The organism is Enterobacter sp. N18-03635, from assembly GCF_004006055.1.
GTDB lineage: Bacteria > Pseudomonadota > Gammaproteobacteria > Enterobacterales > Enterobacteriaceae > Enterobacter > Enterobacter vonholyi.
This window is the reverse complement of sequence record NZ_CP034769.1, coordinates 4,156,663-4,172,189: the sequence shown is the minus strand read 5'-3', so window position 1 is coordinate 4,172,189 and position 15,527 is coordinate 4,156,663. Positions and strand designations below refer to the sequence as shown.

Sequence of the window (15,527 nt, the reverse complement as noted above, 5' to 3'; positions counted from 1 at the left end):
GCCGGATAAGCGAAGCGCCATCCGGCAACAGACGTCACGCAATCTGCTTCCCTTCCATCAGTCGCTCCACCAGCGGCGTCATGATGAGCTCCATCGCCAGCCCCATTTTTCCGCCCGGCACGACCAATGTATTCATGTGCGAAATAAACGAGCCCTGCAGCATGGCCAGTAGCCAGGGGTAATCAATGCCTTCGAGATTGCGGAAATGGATTACCACAAAGCTCTCATCCAGGGATGGGATACTTTTGGCCGCGAACGGGTTGGAGGTGTCCACCGTCGGCACGCGCTGGAAGTTGATATGGGTGCGGGAAAACTGCGGCGTCAGGAAGTTGATGTAATCTTCCATGGAGCGTACCACCGAGTCCATTACCGCCTCTCGCGAATGGCCACGTTCGCTCATGTCGCGCGTCAGCTTCTGGATCCATTCCAGGTTAACGATAGGGACCACACCGACCAGCAGGTCCACGTGGCGCGCTACGTCGTGTTGCGGGGTGACCACGCCGCCGTGCAATCCTTCGTAAAACAGGACGTCAGTGGGTTCCGGCAGCGGTTGCCATGGGGTAAAAGTTCCCGGCACCTGATTCCAGGGAACGGCTTCATCATAGGTATGCAGATACTTGCGGGACTGCCCTTTGCCGCTCTGACCATACTCGATAAAGGTTTGTTCCAGCAGGCCGAAGTCGTTAGCCTCCGGGCCGAAGTAGCTAATGTGTTTACCCAGATCGCGCGCCTTACGGATGGCCATGTCCATCTCCGGACGCGTGTAGCGGTGAAAGCTGTCGCCCTCGACCTCCGCCGCACGGAGATTTAGCTGGGCGAAAATCTTGCGAAATGCGAGGCTGGTGGTGGTGGTTCCCGCACCACTCGACCCCGTAACGGCTATAACCGGATGTCTGGCAGACATAGCAACTCCCTGACTGAAAAGGGTGGAAGATCAGCCGTGAAACGCGTTGCGGGGCATGATATTGACCGTCTCATGCAGTTCTGACCACACCAGCACCACGTCGCCGCTTTTCAGCTGGCGCTTTACATCGTTGACCTTTTGCTCAAGCGAGCGTTCCTGTTCACCATAATCGGTGCCTTCGCGTAATACAAAGCTTTCAATCAGATTATCGAGCGTTTCGGGAGCCAGATCCTGCCAGGGAATAATCATTTTGCACCGTCCAGATAAGGGGTTAGCCAGTCAGGAATACGCGCCTCAAGCCACATTTTCGGGCGGCGCAGCGTGCCGCCGATAAACCCGACGTGGCCGCCGTGCTCGGTCAACTGATAGTGAACGTTGTCGGGCAGGAATTCCTGCGCGGGGATCGAGTGATGATCCATAAACGGGTCATCTTTGGCATGAATAATCAGCGTTGGCTGCGTGATCTTGCTGAGCAGCGGCATGGCGCTGCACTGACGATAATAGTCAATCGCATCGGCGAAGCCGTGAATTTTCGCGGTGATCAGGTCGTCGAACTCGCGAATACGGCGTACCTTTTTCAGCTGGCGCAGGCTGACCGGCAGGGTATCCGGGTAGGCCTTCAGTTTACGTGCCGCATTGGCCTTCAGGAGGTTGAGCAGGTAGCGCTGGTAGACGCGGGAGAAGCCTTTATCCATATGGTAGCTGCACTGCTCGAGCATAAACGGCGCGGAGACAATGACGGCGGCCTCCAGCGGCACGCTTTCGCCCTCTTTGGCCAGCAAGCAGGCCAGCATATTGCCGCCCAGCGAGTAGCCCACGGCGGCCGTTGGCACGGTGCCATAATTTTCCCGCAGCCAGTGTAAAAACCACGTCCCGTCTTCTGTTTCACCCGAGTGATAAATGCGTTTCTGACGATTCGGTTCGCCGCTACAGCCGCGAAAATGCATCACCACGCCGAGCCAGCCGCGCGCCTTTGCCGCCTCAATTAGCCCATGGGCATACGGGCTGTGCAGGCTGCCTTCCAGGCCGTGAAAGACCACCAGACGCGGCTTATGGCGAGCCTGTTCCGGCGCTTCGCTCCAGGCGAGATCCAGAAAATCACCGTCTGGCAGGTCAAGCCGTTGCCAGTGCGGGGTGAACTGAACCTTGCGGCGGATCAGTCGCGGCAGCATGGTCTGCAAATGGGGATTGGCCACGCCGCGCATAGGCACGAACTCAGTGCTGTCTTCGACCGCAATGTCGAAGTCTGATGGGATGATTTGGGTCATAAGCGCGATGCTGATTCTTGTCGGAAATTTACGATACTTTCCGAATTGTACCCCGTTTAAGCTGGATTTCCGAACCCGGTACGGATTCTGTTCTTAAAACGGGGTAAACAGGTCAGTCAGCCTGCAGCATCGCTTCCAGCTGTTCCTGCGCGTCGAGCCACGCCATCTCGCACTCTTCAAGGCTGGATTTGGTCTTCGCCTGGGTTTGCAGGCAGTCCGTCAGTTCAGCTTTACGGCTCTGGTCATACAGGCCGCTGTCGCCGAGCTTCTCTTCAACGGTAGCAAGCGTGGCGTTGAGCTTTTCCATCTCTTTTTCGAGACGGGCAATCTCTTTACGCAGCGGCTGCGTCTGGGTGCGCAGCTCCGCTTCACGGCGTTTCTGGTCTTTACGTGCCTGCGCGCTGTTGGCGTTGTCTTTCGCCGACTCCTCCGGCTGGTTCTCCTGCTTCTGCACGTCCGTCAGCCACTGCTGGTAGTCTTCCAGATCGCCGTCGAACGGTTCGACTTTGCCATCGTGCACTAAGTAGAGATCGTCCGTGGTGGAGCGGATCAGGTGACGGTCGTGCGAAACCACAACCAGTGCGCCTTCGAACTCAATCAACGCTTCGGTCAGCGCCTGACGCATATCGAGATCCAGGTGGTTGGTCGGTTCATCGAGCAGCAGCAGGTTCGGACGCTGCCAGACGATCAGCGCCAGCACCAGACGGGCTTTTTCGCCCCCGGAGAAGCGCTCGGTGTTTTCAGTGACCTTATCGCCCTGGAAGCCGAAGCCGCCGAGGTAGTCGCGCAGCTTCTGCTCCATCTCCTGCGGCGCCAGACGCGCGAGGTGCTGAATCGGGGATTCATCCGCGCGTAAAAATTCCAGCTGATGCTGGGCGAAGTAGCCAAGCTTGATGCCCTTCGCCAGGCCGATTTCACCGCTGACCGGGCTAAGCTCGCCCGCCAGCAGCTTGATCAGCGTCGATTTACCGGCGCCGTTACGCCCCAGCAGGCCAATGCGCGAACCCGGCACCAGGTTGAGCTTGATGGAGTCGAGAATAATGCGGTCGGCATAGCCCGCGCTGACTTTTTCCATCTTCAGCAGCGGGTTCGGCAGGCTTTCCGGGGCGCGGAAGCTGAAATGGAACGGGTTGTCGACGTGCGCCGGGGCGATCATCTCCATGCGTTCCAGCATCTTGATGCGGCTCTGGGCCTGCTTCGCTTTTGAGGCTTTGGCCTTAAAGCGATCCACGAAGCTCTGCAGGTGCGCCACGCGCTGCTGCTGGCTTTCGTACATGGACTGCTGCTGGGCAAGGCGCGTCGCGCGCTGGCGCTCGAAGGAGCTGTAGTTGCCGGTGTACTCGAACATCGTTTGCTGTTCGATATGAATGATTTTATCCACCACCGGGTCGAGGAAGTCTCGGTCGTGGGAGATCAGAATCAGAGTGCCCTGATAGCTCTTGAGCCACTTCTCCAGCCAAATAACCGCATCGAGATCGAGGTGGTTAGTCGGTTCATCAAGCAGCAGCAGGTCAGAGCGGCAGATCAGCGCCTGCGCCAGGTTGAGGCGCATACGCCAGCCGCCGGAGAAGTCGCTGACCGGGCGTTCGAGCTGTTCGTTGCTGAAGCCCAGGCCGTGCAGCAGGCTGGAGGCGCGGGAGCGAATGGTCCACGCGTCAATGGCGTCCAGCTTACCGTGAACCGTGGCAATGGCGTGGCCGTCGTTGCGCTCGTTAGCGGCGTTAAGTTCCGCCTCGAGCTTACGGTACTCACGGTCACCGTCGATAACATAGTCGAGTGCCGGTTCGCTCAGCGCCGGGGTCTCCTGGTTTACCCAGGCGAGCTGCCAGTTTCCCGGGAAGGTAAAGTTACCGCCATCCGCGCTAATCTCGTTTTTCAGCAGCGCCAGCAGGGTGGATTTACCACAGCCGTTTTTGCCGACCAGACCCACTTTTTGGCCTGGGTTGATGGTAGCAGTGGCGTTATCCAGCAGGACGCGCACGCCGCGACGAATTTGTAACGAGGAGAAAACAATCATAGAAGCGCCGTATGTTCCGACTATGTTAATTTGTCATTATGATAATGTAAGGTGTGGGCCATTTTCCGCACCGGGCCGCCATGGTAGCCCAAAACAACAACGATACACAAAAACAGAAACAAGACCGGGAGGGGAATGATGTCTCAGACAGCAAAAGTGCTGCTGCTGTATGCCCATCCGGAATCTCAGGACTCGGTGGCAAACCGGGTGCTGCTTAAGCCGGCCACACAGCTCAGTAACGTGACGGTGCACGATCTCTACGCGCACTATCCTGATTTCTTTATTGATATCCCTTACGAGCAGGAACTGCTGCGTCAGCATGACGTGATTGTGTTCCAGCATCCGCTTTATACCTACAGCTGTCCGGCGCTGCTCAAAGAGTGGCTGGACCGCGTGCTGAGCCGGGGCTTCTCCAGCGGGGTGGGGGGCAACCAGCTGGCGGGAAAGTACTGGCGTAGCGTGATTACGACCGGTGAACCCGAAAGCGCTTACCGCCACGACGGGTTGAACCGTTATCCGATGAGCGACATTCTGCGGCCTTTTGAGCTGACGGCGGCCATGTGCCGTATGCACTGGATGAGCCCGATTATTGTCTACTGGGCCCGTCGTCAGGATCCGAAAGAACTGGCCAGCCACGCCAGAGCCTACGGTGAATGGCTGGCGTCACCGATTCCGGCAGGAGGTCGTTAATGGAAGGATCGAATTTGCTTCTCGCCGGGGTGCTCTTTTTATTTGCGGCCGTCGTCGCAGTGCCGCTTGCGGCACGTATTGGTATCGGTGCGGTGTTGGGGTATCTGCTGGCGGGGATCGCGATTGGCCCATGGGGACTGGGATTCATCAGCGATGTAGATGAGATTCTCCATTTCTCCGAACTGGGCGTGGTGTTCCTGATGTTCATCATCGGCCTTGAGCTGAACCCTTCTAAATTGTGGCAGCTCAGACGCTCCATCTTTGGCGTGGGTGCCGCGCAGGTGGTGCTCAGCGCCGCGATACTGGGTGGCCTTTTAATGCTGACGAATTTCTCCTGGCAGGCGGCGGTGATCGGCGGGATAGGCCTTGCGATGTCGTCAACGGCGATGGCCCTGCAGCTGATGCGCGACAAGGGGATGAATCGCAACGAAGCCGGTCAGCTGGGTTTTTCGGTGCTGCTGTTCCAGGATTTAGCGGTGATCCCGGCGCTGGCGCTGGTGCCGCTGCTGGCGGGCTCCGGGGACGATCACTTCGACTGGGCAAAAATTGCCATGAAGGTGCTGGCCTTCGCGGGCATGCTGATTGGCGGACGTTTCCTGTTACGTCCGGTGTTCCGCTTTATTGCCGCGTCCGGCGTTCGCGAGGTATTTACCGCTGCGACGCTGCTGCTGGTGCTGGGGTCGGCATTGTTTATGGACGCGCTGGGACTGTCGATGGCGCTCGGGACCTTTATCGCCGGGGTGCTGCTGGCGGAGAGCGAGTATCGGCACGAGCTGGAAATTGCCATCGATCCCTTCAAAGGGCTGCTGTTAGGCCTGTTCTTTATTTCGGTGGGGATGGCGCTCAACCTTGGCGTGCTCTATACCCATCTGCTGTGGGTGATAGTGAGCGTCGCTATCCTGGTGGCGGTGAAAACGCTGGTGCTGTACGTCTTGGCGCGCATTTACGGCTTGCGCAGTTCGGAACGCATGCAGTTTGCCAGCGTGTTAAGCCAGGGAGGTGAGTTTGCATTTGTGCTGTTCTCTACCGCCTCCTCCCAGAAGCTGTTTAAAGACGATCAGATGGCGCTTTTGCTGGTGACGGTCACGCTGTCAATGATGACCACGCCGCTGCTGATGAAGCTGGTGGATAAACTCCTGTCGCGCCGCCTGAACCCGTCAGACGATGAAGACGAAGCGCCGTGGGTGGAAGATGATAAGCCTCAGGTTATCGTGGTGGGCTTTGGCCGCTTCGGACAGGTGATCGGGCGTTTACTGATGGCGAACAAAATGCGCATTACGGTGCTGGAGCGTGATATCAGCGCGGTCAACCTGATGCGCAAATATGGCTATAAGGTTTACTACGGCGATGCCACCCAGCTCGAGCTGCTGCGCTCGGCGGGGGCAGAAGCGGCAGAGTCCATCGTGATTACCTGTAACGACCCGGAAGACACGATGAAGCTGGTGGATCTGTGTCAGCAGCATTTCCCGCATCTGCATATTCTGGCGCGTGCGCGGGGACGTGTTGAAGCTCACGAATTATTGCAGGCGGGTGTGAAACACTTCTCCCGTGAGACATTCTCCAGTGCGCTGGAGCTGGGGCGCAAGGCGTTGATCTCGCTCGGCATGCATCCGCATCAGGCGCAGCGCGCCCAGATGCACTTCCGCCGGCTGGATATGCGGATGCTGCGCGAGCTGATGCCGGTACATACCGATACGGCGCAGATCTCCCGCGTGCGGGAAGCGCGTCGCGAGCTGGAGGAGATCTTCCAGCGCGAGATGCAGCAGGAAAGACGCCAGCTCGATGGCTGGGATGAATTTGAATAAAGGGTAACGAAAGATGGCTGTACGTAAACGCTTTATCGCGGGTGCAAAATGCCCGACCTGCCAGGCGCAAGATACCCTGGCGATGTGGCGGGAAAATAATATTGATGTTGTTGAGTGTGTTAAGTGCGGTCACCAGATGCGTGAGGCCGACAAAGAGGCGCGCGAGCACGTTCGCAAAGAAGAGCAAGTTATCGGGATTTTTCATCCGGACTAGCGATATGCCCTGAGTTTTTTTAAGCTAAAGGGTACACAGGTGCAGATTTCCGCTACAATCTGCGCCAGTAATTTTCCCACGCTCAGGAGATATCATGAAAGTAGCAAAAGACCTGGTGGTCAGCCTGGCCTATCAGGTACGTACAGAAGACGGTGTGTTGGTTGATGAGTCTCCGGTGAGTGCGCCGCTTGACTACCTGCATGGTCACGGTTCCCTGATTTCCGGCCTGGAAAACGCGCTGGAAGGTCATGAAGTTGGCGACAAATTTGACGTTGCTGTAGGCGCGAACGACGCTTACGGTCAGTATGACGACAACCTGGTTCAGCGCGTTCCTAAAGACGTGTTCATGGGCGTTGACGAACTGCAGGTTGGCATGCGCTTCCTGGCTGAAACTGACCAGGGTCCAGTTCCTGTTGAAATCACCGAAGTGGAAGATGACCACGTCGTGGTTGACGGTAACCACATGCTGGCTGGCCAGAACCTGAAGTTCAACGTCGAAGTTGTTGCGATCCGCGAAGCGACCGAAGAAGAGCTGGCTCATGGCCACGTTCACGGTGCGCACGGTCACGACCATGACCACGATCACGGCCACGATGGCTGCTGCGGTGGTCACGGCCACGACCATGGTCATGATCACGGCCACGGTAAAGGTGGTTGCGGTAACGGCGGCTGCGGCTGCCACTAATTCCGTCATGCGGAAAATAAAAAAGCGGGATTATCCCGCTTTTTTTACGCCTCAATAATGAGGAGGTGGCGTCTCTTCTGACTGAGAGGCAATGTTCGACGGCTGCGTAGCCTTCAGCTTTTCCATCAGCAGGCGCATATGATCCCGCAGTTTCGCCATTTCGAGCTCATGTGCGGTCACGGTCTGGTTTAGCTCTTCGATGGTGATGTCCTGAAAAGCCAGGCGGCTTTCCAGCTCAGCCATTCTCGCTTCTATCGTTGTATCCTTCATCATTCACCTCGTTTGTTTCAGATTCACCATAATGGCACTGCGGCGGCGCAGTTTAACTGAGTTTATCCTTAAGTACAGTCTGCATCCCCTTGGCAGGAAACTTATTTAAACAAAAATAGTCTGAAAAGTGGCGAGAATTGGAAGTGTCTGTCTGTAGATTTCTTCCGCAACGTTTTATAGTACGTCACTCATTTACGTTTAACGCTGGGGTGAGAGTCCCCAGGCCCTGGAGATATGGATGAAATCACTGTTTAAAGTAACGCTGCTGGCGACGACGATGGCTGTTGCGCTGAACGCGCCGCTGTCATTCGCTGCTGATACTGCTGCGAAGCCTGCTGCCACTGCAGACAGCAAAGCGGCGTTCAAAAATGACGACCAGAAATCCGCCTACGCACTGGGCGCATCTCTGGGTCGTTACATGGAAAACTCTCTGAAAGAACAAGAGAAGCTGGGCATCAAACTGGATAAAGCTCAGCTGATCGCGGGCGTTCAGGACGCATTTGCAGATAAGAGCAAGCTGTCTGACCAGGAAATTGAACAGACTCTGCAGGCGTTCGAAGCGCGTGTGAAGGGTGCCGCGCAGACCAAGATGGACGCGGACGCGAAAGACAACGAAGCGAAAGGCAAAGCCTACCGCGATACCTTTGCTAAAGAGAAGGGTGTGAAAACCTCTTCTACTGGCCTGGTGTACAAAGTTGAGAAAGAAGGCACCGGCGATGCGCCTAAAGACAGCGACACCGTTGTTGTGAACTACAAAGGTACGCTGATCGACGGTAAAGAGTTCGATAACTCTTACACCCGTGGTGAGCCGCTCTCCTTCCGTCTGGATGGTGTGATCCCCGGCTGGACTGAAGGCCTGAAAAACATCAAGAAAGGCGGCAAGATCAAGATGGTCATCCCACCGGATCTGGCCTATGGCAAAACCGGCGTTCCGGGAATCCCAGCCAACTCTACGCTGGTCTTTGACGTAGAGCTGCTGGACATCAAACCGGCACCGAAAGCGGATGCTAAAGCGGACGCACCTGCTGAAGAAAAAGCAGCGACAGACGCTAAGAAGTAATGTGATAAAAACCGCCGCCTTTCAGGCGGCGGTTTTTTTATTGTGGGGCAGATATAATTAACACTGGAAAGCGCTATACACGCTGTATTAATTTAGTTGTCCGTGTAGATAATGAGCCTGCCCTGAAAACCTAACGACAGGCTCCTGAAAAGGAGTGTTTTTTTCATGTCCAGGTCGCTTTTAACCAACGAAACCAGTGAACTTGATTTGCTGGATCAACGTCCTTTCGATCAGACCGACTTCGATATTCTGAAATCCTATGAAGCGGTAGTGGACGGGTTAGCGATGCTCATTGGCTCCCACTGCGAAATCGTATTGCACTCCCTGCAAGATCTGAAGTGTTCCGCCATCCGCATTGCGAATGGTGAGCATACTGGCCGTAAAATTGGTTCGCCAATCACCGACCTTGCATTGCGTATGTTGCATGACATGACCGGCGCGGACAGCAGCGTCTCCAAATGCTATTTCACCCGCGCCAAAAGCGGCGTGCTGATGAAATCAGAAACTATCGCGATTCGAAACCGCGAGCATCGTGTGATTGGGCTGCTGTGCATCAACATGAACCTTGATGTGCCTTTCTCGCAGATCATGAGCACCTTTATTCCACCAGAAACGCCGGATGTTGGCTCTTCTGTTAACTTTGCCTCTTCCGTCGAAGATCTCGTCACTCAGACGCTTGAGTTCACCATTGAAGAAGTGAATGCCGATCGCAACGTCTCGAACAACGCCAAGAATCGCCAGATCGTGCTCAATCTCTATGAGAAAGGGATTTTTGATATTAAAGACGCCATCAACCAGGTGGCCGATCGTCTGAACATCTCCAAGCACACGGTCTACCTCTATATTCGCCAGTTCAAAAGCGGTGATTTCCTGGGACAAGACAAGTAATGCGTTTTGCGTTAATGGTGACAGGACCGGCCTACGGGACTCAGCAGGCCAGCAGCGCGCTGCAGTTTGCGCATGCGCTGCTGGCGGCCGGACATGAGCTGGCGAGCGTCTTCTTCTATCGGGAAGGGGTGTACAATGCGAACCAGTTTACGTCGCCGGCGAGCGATGAGTTCGATCTGGTGCGCGGCTGGCAGGCATTAAACGAAAAGCAGGGCGTAGAACTGCACATCTGCGTGGCGGCGGCACTGCGCCGCGGCGTAACCGATACAACCGAAGCTGCGCGTCTTGGTTTATCGGGTTCTAACCTGCAGCCCGGTTTTTCGTTAAGTGGTCTGGGCGCGCTGGCACAGGCGGCGTTAACCTGCGACAGAGTGGTGCAATTCTGATGAAGCGCGTGGCATTTGTTTTTAAGTCTGCGCCGCACGGCAGCGCTTCTGGCCGAGAAGGGCTGGATGCGTTACTTGCAACGTCCGCGCTGACCGAAGATATCGGCGTCTTCTTTTTGGGGGACGGGGTGTTTCAGCTTCTGGCTGGGCAACAGCCTCAGGCCATTCTGGCGCGGGATTACATCGCTACCTTTAAAGTGCTGCCGCTGTACGACATCGAAACCCTTTATGTCTGCGCCGATTCGCTGGCCGCTCGCGGTTTGGATGATAAGACGCCTTTCGTGCTGGATGTGACAGTCCTGTCTTCTGCTGCATTGCGCGAACACCTTTCCCACTACGACACCGTTCTGACTTTCTGAGGCTAAGATGCTCCATACTCTGAGCCATTCACCGTGGCAATGTGATATCGACGCGTTACTGAGTATGCTGCGCGACGGTGATGACCTGCTGCTGATTCAGGATGGCGTACTTGCTGCACTGGAAGGCAGTCGTTTCGTTGAAATTCTCACGAATGCCCCCATAACAGTCTCTGCGCTGAAGGACGATCTGGATGCACGGGGTCTTTCTGGTCAAATTTCAGCCAAAATTGACGTGGTTGGCTATACTGATTTCGTCAATCTTACTGTGACGCACGCCAGTCAAATGAACTGGTGATTTGAGATCGCTGTATATTTCTTGACACCTTTTCGACGTAGCCCTAAAATTTCGCGTCCTCATATTGTATGAGGTCGTTTTATTACGTGTTTACGAAGCAAAAGCTAAAACCAGGAGCTATTTAATGGCAACAGTTAACCAGCTGGTACGCAAACCACGTGCACGCAAAGTTGCGAAAAGCAACGTGCCTGCGCTGGAAGCCTGCCCGCAGAAACGTGGCGTATGTACTCGTGTATATACCACCACTCCTAAAAAACCAAACTCCGCACTGCGTAAAGTATGCCGTGTGCGTTTGACTAACGGTTTCGAAGTGACTTCCTACATCGGTGGTGAAGGTCACAACCTGCAGGAGCACTCCGTGATCCTGATCCGTGGCGGTCGTGTTAAAGACCTTCCGGGTGTTCGTTACCACACCGTTCGTGGTGCGCTGGACTGCTCAGGTGTTAAAGACCGTAAGCAGGCTCGCTCCAAGTACGGCGTGAAGCGTCCTAAGGCTTAATGGTTCTCCGTTAAGTAAGGCCAAACTGATTTATCTTAATGTCACACTAAACTCTTTGAGTTTTGGACAATCCTGAATTAACAACGGAGTATTCCCATGCCACGTCGTCGCGTCATTGGTCAGCGTAAAATTCTTCCAGATCCGAAATTCGGATCAGAACTGCTGGCAAAATTTGTAAATATCCTGATGGTAGATGGTAAAAAATCTACTGCAGAAGCAATCGTATACAGCGCGCTTGAGACCCTGGCTCAGCGTTCTGGTAAAAATGAACTGGAAGCTTTCGAAGTCGCTCTCGACAACGTTCGCCCAACTGTAGAAGTTAAGTCCCGCCGCGTTGGTGGTTCTACTTATCAGGTTCCAGTTGAAGTTCGTCCGGTCCGTCGTAATGCCCTGGCAATGCGTTGGATCGTTGAAGCTGCTCGTAAACGCGGTGATAAATCCATGGCTCTGCGTCTGGCGAACGAACTTTCTGATGCTGCAGACAACAAAGGTACTGCAGTTAAGAAACGTGAAGACGTTCACCGTATGGCAGAAGCCAACAAGGCGTTCGCACACTACCGTTGGTAATCCCTTCGGAGTCTTAGTCACCAGGCGGGCGCTTCAGAGAAGCCGCCCGCTCTGGGTAACTTAACTGAACGCCTAAAGATATAAACGAGGAATCAAATGGCTCGTACAACACCCATCGCACGCTACCGTAACATCGGTATCAGTGCGCACATCGACGCCGGTAAAACCACTACTACCGAACGTATTCTGTTCTACACCGGTGTAAACCACAAAATCGGTGAAGTTCATGACGGCGCAGCCACCATGGACTGGATGGAACAGGAGCAGGAGCGTGGTATCACTATCACCTCCGCAGCGACTACTGCATTCTGGTCAGGTATGGCTAAGCAGTACGAACCGCATCGCGTAAACATCATCGACACCCCAGGGCACGTTGACTTCACCATCGAAGTAGAACGTTCCATGCGTGTTCTTGACGGCGCGGTAATGGTTTATTGCGCAGTTGGTGGTGTTCAGCCACAGTCTGAAACCGTATGGCGTCAGGCGAACAAATATAAAGTTCCACGCATCGCGTTCGTTAACAAAATGGACCGTATGGGTGCTAACTTCCTGAAAGTTGTTGGTCAGATCAAAACCCGTCTGGGCGCGAACCCTGTTCCGCTGCAGCTGGCAATTGGTGCTGAAGAAGGCTTCACCGGCGTTATCGACCTGGTGAAAATGAAAGCCATCAACTGGAACGATGCAGACCAGGGCGTTACCTTCGAATACGAAGATATCCCAGCTGCAATGCAGGACCTGGCTGACGAATGGCACCAGAACCTGATCGAATCCGCTGCTGAAGCTTCTGAAGAGCTGATGGAGAAATACCTGGGTGGTGAAGAACTGACTGAAGAAGAGATCAAAAAAGCTCTGCGTCAGCGCGTTCTGAACAACGAAATCATCCTGGTAACCTGTGGTTCTGCGTTCAAGAACAAAGGTGTTCAGGCGATGCTGGATGCGGTAGTTGACTACCTGCCATCCCCGGTTGACGTTCCTGCGATCAACGGCATCCTGGACGACGGTAAAGATACTCCGGCTGAGCGTCACGCAAGCGACGAAGAGCCATTCTCTGCACTGGCGTTCAAAATTGCTACCGACCCATTCGTGGGTAACCTGACCTTCTTCCGCGTTTATTCTGGTGTGGTTAACTCCGGTGACACCATCCTGAACTCCGTGAAAGCGGCGCGTGAGCGTTTTGGCCGTATCGTACAGATGCACGCTAACAAACGTGAAGAGATCAAAGAAGTTCGTGCGGGCGACATCGCTGCAGCTATCGGTCTGAAAGACGTGACCACTGGTGACACCCTGTGTGACCCGGATCACCCGATCATTCTGGAGCGTATGGAATTCCCAGAGCCGGTAATCTCCATCGCAGTTGAACCAAAAACCAAAGCTGACCAGGAAAAAATGGGTCTGGCTCTGGGCCGTCTGGCGAAAGAAGACCCATCATTCCGCGTATGGACTGATGAAGAATCTAACCAGACCATCATCGCTGGTATGGGTGAACTGCACCTGGACATCATCGTTGACCGTATGAAGCGTGAATTCAACGTTGAAGCGAACGTGGGTAAACCTCAGGTTGCTTACCGCGAAGCGATTCGCGCGAAAGTTACCGACATTGAAGGTAAACACGCTAAGCAGTCTGGTGGTCGCGGTCAGTACGGTCACGTTGTGATCGACATGTACCCACTGGAGCCGGGCTCTAACCCGAAAGGTTACGAGTTCATCAACGACATCAAAGGTGGTGTAATTCCTGGCGAATACATCCCTGCCGTTGATAAAGGCATCCAGGAACAGCTGAAAGCGGGCCCTCTGGCTGGCTATCCGGTTGTTGACATGGGTGTTCGTCTGCACTTCGGTTCTTACCACGACGTTGACTCCTCTGAACTGGCGTTTAAACTGGCTGCGTCTATTGCCTTTAAAGAAGGCTTTAAGAAAGCAAAACCAGTTCTGCTTGAGCCAATCATGAAGGTTGAAGTAGAAACTCCTGAAGAGAACACCGGTGACGTTATCGGTGACTTGAGCCGTCGTCGCGGTATGCTGCGTGGTCAGGAATCCGAAGTAACTGGCGTTAAGATCCACGCTGAAGTTCCGCTGTCTGAAATGTTCGGATATGCGACTCAGCTGCGTTCTCTGACCAAAGGTCGTGCATCATACACCATGGAATTCCTGAAGTATGATGATGCGCCTAACAACGTTGCTCAGGCCGTTATTGAAGCCCGTGGTAAGTAATCCACAGGATTAAAACCTAAGTCCCGTGCTCTCTCCAGAGGGGAGAGCACTATAGTAAGGAATATAGCCGTGTCTAAAGAAAAATTTGAACGTACAAAACCGCACGTCAACGTTGGTACTATCGGCCACGTTGACCATGGTAAAACTACCCTGACTGCTGCAATCACTACCGTTCTGGCTAAAACCTACGGTGGTTCTGCTCGTGCATTCGACCAGATCGATAACGCACCAGAAGAAAAAGCTCGTGGTATCACCATCAACACTTCCCACGTTGAATATGACACCCCGACTCGCCACTACGCACACGTAGACTGCCCAGGCCACGCCGACTATGTTAAAAACATGATCACCGGTGCTGCGCAGATGGACGGCGCGATCCTGGTTGTTGCTGCGACTGACGGCCCAATGCCTCAGACTCGTGAGCACATCCTGCTGGGTCGTCAGGTAGGCGTTCCTTTCATCATCGTGTTCCTGAACAAGTGCGACATGGTTGATGACGAAGAGCTGCTGGAACTGGTAGAGATGGAAGTTCGTGAACTGCTGTCTCAGTACGATTTCCCAGGCGACGATACTCCAATCGTTCGTGGTTCTGCTCTGAAAGCGCTGGAAGGCGAAGCTGAGTGGGAAGCGAAAATCATCGAACTGGCTGGCTTCCTGGATTCTTACATCCCAGAACCAGAGCGTGCGATTGACAAGCCATTCCTGCTGCCAATCGAAGACGTATTCTCCATCTCCGGTCGTGGTACCGTTGTTACCGGTCGTGTAGAGCGCGGTATCATCAAAGTTGGTGAAGAAGTTGAAATCGTTGGTATCAAAGAGACTGCGAAGTCTACCTGTACTGGCGTTGAAATGTTCCGCAAACTGCTGGACGAAGGCCGTGCTGGTGAGAACGTTGGTGTTCTGCTGCGTGGTATCAAACGTGAAGAAATCGAACGTGGTCAGGTTCTGGCGAAGCCAGGCTCAATCAAGCCACACACCAAGTTCGAATCTGAAGTGTACATTCTGTCCAAAGACGAAGGCGGCCGTCATACTCCGTTCTTCAAAGGCTACCGTCCACAGTTCTACTTCCGTACAACTGACGTGACCGGTACCATCGAACTGCCAGAAGGCGTTGAGATGGTAATGCCAGGCGACAACATCAAGATGGTTGTGACTCTGATCCACCCAATCGCGATGGACGACGGTCTGCGTTTCGCAATCCGTGAAGGCGGCCGTACCGTTGGCGCGGGCGTTGTTGCTAAAGTTCTGGGCTAATTAATTATCCCCGAATAAAAAAAAGGACGCTTCGGCGTCCTTTTTTGTTTTCTGCCGCTCAGGTATTTGTCACAAAATTTCGCATTTTTTGCCTGCTCCCGCCCCGCATTCTGGCGTTTGTGCTATTGTAATCATAACCATTCTCACTTACACTT

General features: G+C 54.3%; 18 protein-coding genes. 13 read left to right on the top strand and 5 right to left on the bottom strand.

Annotated elements, in window-relative coordinates; genetic code table 11:
• Window positions 1–34 precede the first annotated feature (34 nt).
• The 4 genes from ELK40_RS20835 to ELK40_RS20820 all read right to left on the bottom strand — a co-directional run bounded on the left by ELK40_RS20835 (window position 35) and on the right by ELK40_RS20820 (window position 4,189).
• A complete protein-coding gene (locus ELK40_RS20835) occupies window positions 35–904 on the bottom strand; it encodes a phosphoribulokinase (RefSeq protein ID WP_008503017.1) in 870 nt (289 codons plus the stop codon).
• A gap of 30 nt (window positions 905–934) precedes the next feature.
• A complete protein-coding gene (locus tag ELK40_RS20830) occupies window positions 935–1,153 on the bottom strand; it encodes a YheU family protein (protein WP_008503016.1) in 219 nt (72 codons plus the stop codon).
• Window positions 1,150–2,172 carry a hydrolase gene (locus tag ELK40_RS20825; protein ID WP_115876875.1) on the bottom strand — a complete coding sequence of 341 codons (1,023 nt, stop codon included), beginning with the start codon at window positions 2,170–2,172 and terminating at the stop codon, window positions 1,150–1,152. Before ELK40_RS20825 ends, ELK40_RS20830 begins: the two co-directional genes overlap by 4 nt.
• A gap of 112 nt (window positions 2,173–2,284) precedes the next feature.
• Complete coding sequence (locus ELK40_RS20820; RefSeq protein WP_115876876.1) at window positions 2,285–4,189, bottom strand: ABC transporter ATP-binding protein; 1,905 nt, start codon at window positions 4,187–4,189, stop codon at window positions 2,285–2,287.
• 135 nt (window positions 4,190–4,324) lie between these two features.
• On the opposite strand from ELK40_RS20820, the gene kefG reads away from it, so the two are divergent.
• The 4 genes from kefG (at window position 4,325) to slyD (ending at window position 7,583) form a co-directional block, all read left to right on the top strand.
• Window positions 4,325–4,879 carry a glutathione-regulated potassium-efflux system ancillary protein KefG gene (kefG, locus tag ELK40_RS20815; protein WP_021242220.1) on the top strand — a complete coding sequence of 185 codons (555 nt, stop codon included), beginning with the start codon at window positions 4,325–4,327 and terminating at the stop codon, window positions 4,877–4,879.
• A complete protein-coding gene (kefB, locus tag ELK40_RS20810; RefSeq protein ID WP_127732456.1) occupies window positions 4,879–6,684 on the top strand; it encodes a glutathione-regulated potassium-efflux system protein KefB in 1,806 nt (601 codons plus the stop codon). Before kefG ends, kefB begins: the two co-directional genes overlap by 1 nt.
• Before the next feature lie 13 nt (window positions 6,685–6,697).
• Window positions 6,698–6,898, top strand: a complete 201-nt coding sequence (locus ELK40_RS20805) for a YheV family putative zinc ribbon protein (protein ID WP_008503011.1) — start codon at window positions 6,698–6,700, stop codon at window positions 6,896–6,898.
• 94 nt (window positions 6,899–6,992) lie between these two features.
• The gene (slyD, locus tag ELK40_RS20800; RefSeq protein ID WP_008503010.1) at window positions 6,993–7,583 is read left to right on the top strand and encodes a peptidylprolyl isomerase; all 591 of its coding nucleotides are present in this window, start codon (window positions 6,993–6,995) and stop codon (window positions 7,581–7,583) included.
• A 51-nt stretch (window positions 7,584–7,634) separates the two neighbouring features.
• Here slyD and ELK40_RS20795 read toward each other — a convergent pair whose 3' ends face one another.
• A complete protein-coding gene (locus ELK40_RS20795) occupies window positions 7,635–7,853 on the bottom strand; it encodes a protein SlyX (RefSeq protein ID WP_127732846.1) in 219 nt (72 codons plus the stop codon).
• 238 nt (window positions 7,854–8,091) lie between these two features.
• On the opposite strand from ELK40_RS20795, the gene fkpA reads away from it, so the two are divergent.
• The 9 genes from fkpA (at window position 8,092) to tuf (ending at window position 15,372) form a co-directional block, all read left to right on the top strand.
• The gene (fkpA, locus tag ELK40_RS20790) at window positions 8,092–8,913 is read left to right on the top strand and encodes an FKBP-type peptidyl-prolyl cis-trans isomerase (protein WP_111963789.1); all 822 of its coding nucleotides are present in this window, start codon (window positions 8,092–8,094) and stop codon (window positions 8,911–8,913) included.
• A 165-nt stretch (window positions 8,914–9,078) separates the two neighbouring features.
• Window positions 9,079–9,801 (top strand): transcriptional regulator, encoded by a 723-nt coding sequence (locus ELK40_RS20785; protein WP_003861697.1) that lies wholly within the window; start codon window positions 9,079–9,081, stop codon window positions 9,799–9,801.
• Window positions 9,801–10,187 carry a sulfurtransferase complex subunit TusD gene (gene tusD, locus ELK40_RS20780; RefSeq protein ID WP_111963790.1) on the top strand — a complete coding sequence of 129 codons (387 nt, stop codon included), beginning with the start codon at window positions 9,801–9,803 and terminating at the stop codon, window positions 10,185–10,187. The genes ELK40_RS20785 and tusD overlap by 1 nt, the downstream gene beginning before the upstream one ends.
• Entirely contained in the window at window positions 10,187–10,546 is a 360-nt protein-coding gene (gene tusC, locus ELK40_RS20775; RefSeq protein WP_111963791.1) for a sulfurtransferase complex subunit TusC, read from the top strand. Before tusD ends, tusC begins: the two co-directional genes overlap by 1 nt.
• A 7-nt stretch (window positions 10,547–10,553) precedes the next feature.
• Window positions 10,554–10,841: a sulfurtransferase complex subunit TusB gene (gene tusB / locus ELK40_RS20770; protein ID WP_045909310.1), complete on the top strand. Its 288-nt coding sequence runs from the start codon at window positions 10,554–10,556 to the stop codon at window positions 10,839–10,841.
• A 124-nt stretch (window positions 10,842–10,965) separates the two neighbouring features.
• On the top strand, window positions 10,966–11,340 hold the full coding sequence (gene rpsL, locus ELK40_RS20765; RefSeq protein WP_000246815.1) for a 30S ribosomal protein S12: 375 nt from the start codon (window positions 10,966–10,968) through the stop codon (window positions 11,338–11,340).
• 96 nt (window positions 11,341–11,436) lie between these two features.
• Window positions 11,437–11,907, top strand: coding sequence for a 30S ribosomal protein S7 (gene rpsG, locus ELK40_RS20760; protein WP_004106370.1), 471 nt, complete (start codon window positions 11,437–11,439; stop codon window positions 11,905–11,907).
• Window positions 11,908–12,003: 96 nt separating this feature from the next.
• Window positions 12,004–14,118, top strand: coding sequence for an elongation factor G (fusA, locus tag ELK40_RS20755; protein WP_008503004.1), 2,115 nt, complete (start codon window positions 12,004–12,006; stop codon window positions 14,116–14,118).
• 69 nt (window positions 14,119–14,187) lie between these two features.
• A complete protein-coding gene (tuf, locus tag ELK40_RS20750) occupies window positions 14,188–15,372 on the top strand; it encodes an elongation factor Tu (RefSeq protein ID WP_014068448.1) in 1,185 nt (394 codons plus the stop codon).
• The last annotated feature ends 155 nt before the right edge of the window (window positions 15,373–15,527 follow it).

Excerpts from the sequence above, each read along its gene's own strand:
- ELK40_RS20835 (WP_008503017.1), bottom strand. The coding sequence starts at position 904 with ATGTCTGCCAGACATCCGGTTATAGCCGTTACGGGGTCGAGTGGTGCG.
- ELK40_RS20830 (WP_008503016.1), bottom strand. The coding sequence starts at position 1,153 with ATGATTATTCCCTGGCAGGATCTGGCTCCCGAAACGCTCGATAATCTG.
- ELK40_RS20825 (WP_115876875.1), bottom strand. The coding sequence starts at position 2,172 with ATGACCCAAATCATCCCATCAGACTTCGACATTGCGGTCGAAGACAGC.
- ELK40_RS20820 (WP_115876876.1), bottom strand. The coding sequence starts at position 4,189 with ATGATTGTTTTCTCCTCGTTACAAATTCGTCGCGGCGTGCGCGTCCTG.
- kefG (WP_021242220.1), top strand. The coding sequence starts at position 4,325 with ATGATGTCTCAGACAGCAAAAGTGCTGCTGCTGTATGCCCATCCGGAA.
- kefB (WP_127732456.1), top strand. The coding sequence starts at position 4,879 with ATGGAAGGATCGAATTTGCTTCTCGCCGGGGTGCTCTTTTTATTTGCG.
- ELK40_RS20805 (WP_008503011.1), top strand. The coding sequence starts at position 6,698 with ATGGCTGTACGTAAACGCTTTATCGCGGGTGCAAAATGCCCGACCTGC.
- slyD (WP_008503010.1), top strand. The coding sequence starts at position 6,993 with ATGAAAGTAGCAAAAGACCTGGTGGTCAGCCTGGCCTATCAGGTACGT.
- ELK40_RS20795 (WP_127732846.1), bottom strand. The coding sequence starts at position 7,853 with ATGAAGGATACAACGATAGAAGCGAGAATGGCTGAGCTGGAAAGCCGC.
- fkpA (WP_111963789.1), top strand. The coding sequence starts at position 8,092 with ATGAAATCACTGTTTAAAGTAACGCTGCTGGCGACGACGATGGCTGTT.
- ELK40_RS20785 (WP_003861697.1), top strand. The coding sequence starts at position 9,079 with ATGTCCAGGTCGCTTTTAACCAACGAAACCAGTGAACTTGATTTGCTG.
- tusD (WP_111963790.1), top strand. The coding sequence starts at position 9,801 with ATGCGTTTTGCGTTAATGGTGACAGGACCGGCCTACGGGACTCAGCAG.
- tusC (WP_111963791.1), top strand. The coding sequence starts at position 10,187 with ATGAAGCGCGTGGCATTTGTTTTTAAGTCTGCGCCGCACGGCAGCGCT.
- tusB (WP_045909310.1), top strand. The coding sequence starts at position 10,554 with ATGCTCCATACTCTGAGCCATTCACCGTGGCAATGTGATATCGACGCG.
- rpsL (WP_000246815.1), top strand. The coding sequence starts at position 10,966 with ATGGCAACAGTTAACCAGCTGGTACGCAAACCACGTGCACGCAAAGTT.
- rpsG (WP_004106370.1), top strand. The coding sequence starts at position 11,437 with ATGCCACGTCGTCGCGTCATTGGTCAGCGTAAAATTCTTCCAGATCCG.
- fusA (WP_008503004.1), top strand. The coding sequence starts at position 12,004 with ATGGCTCGTACAACACCCATCGCACGCTACCGTAACATCGGTATCAGT.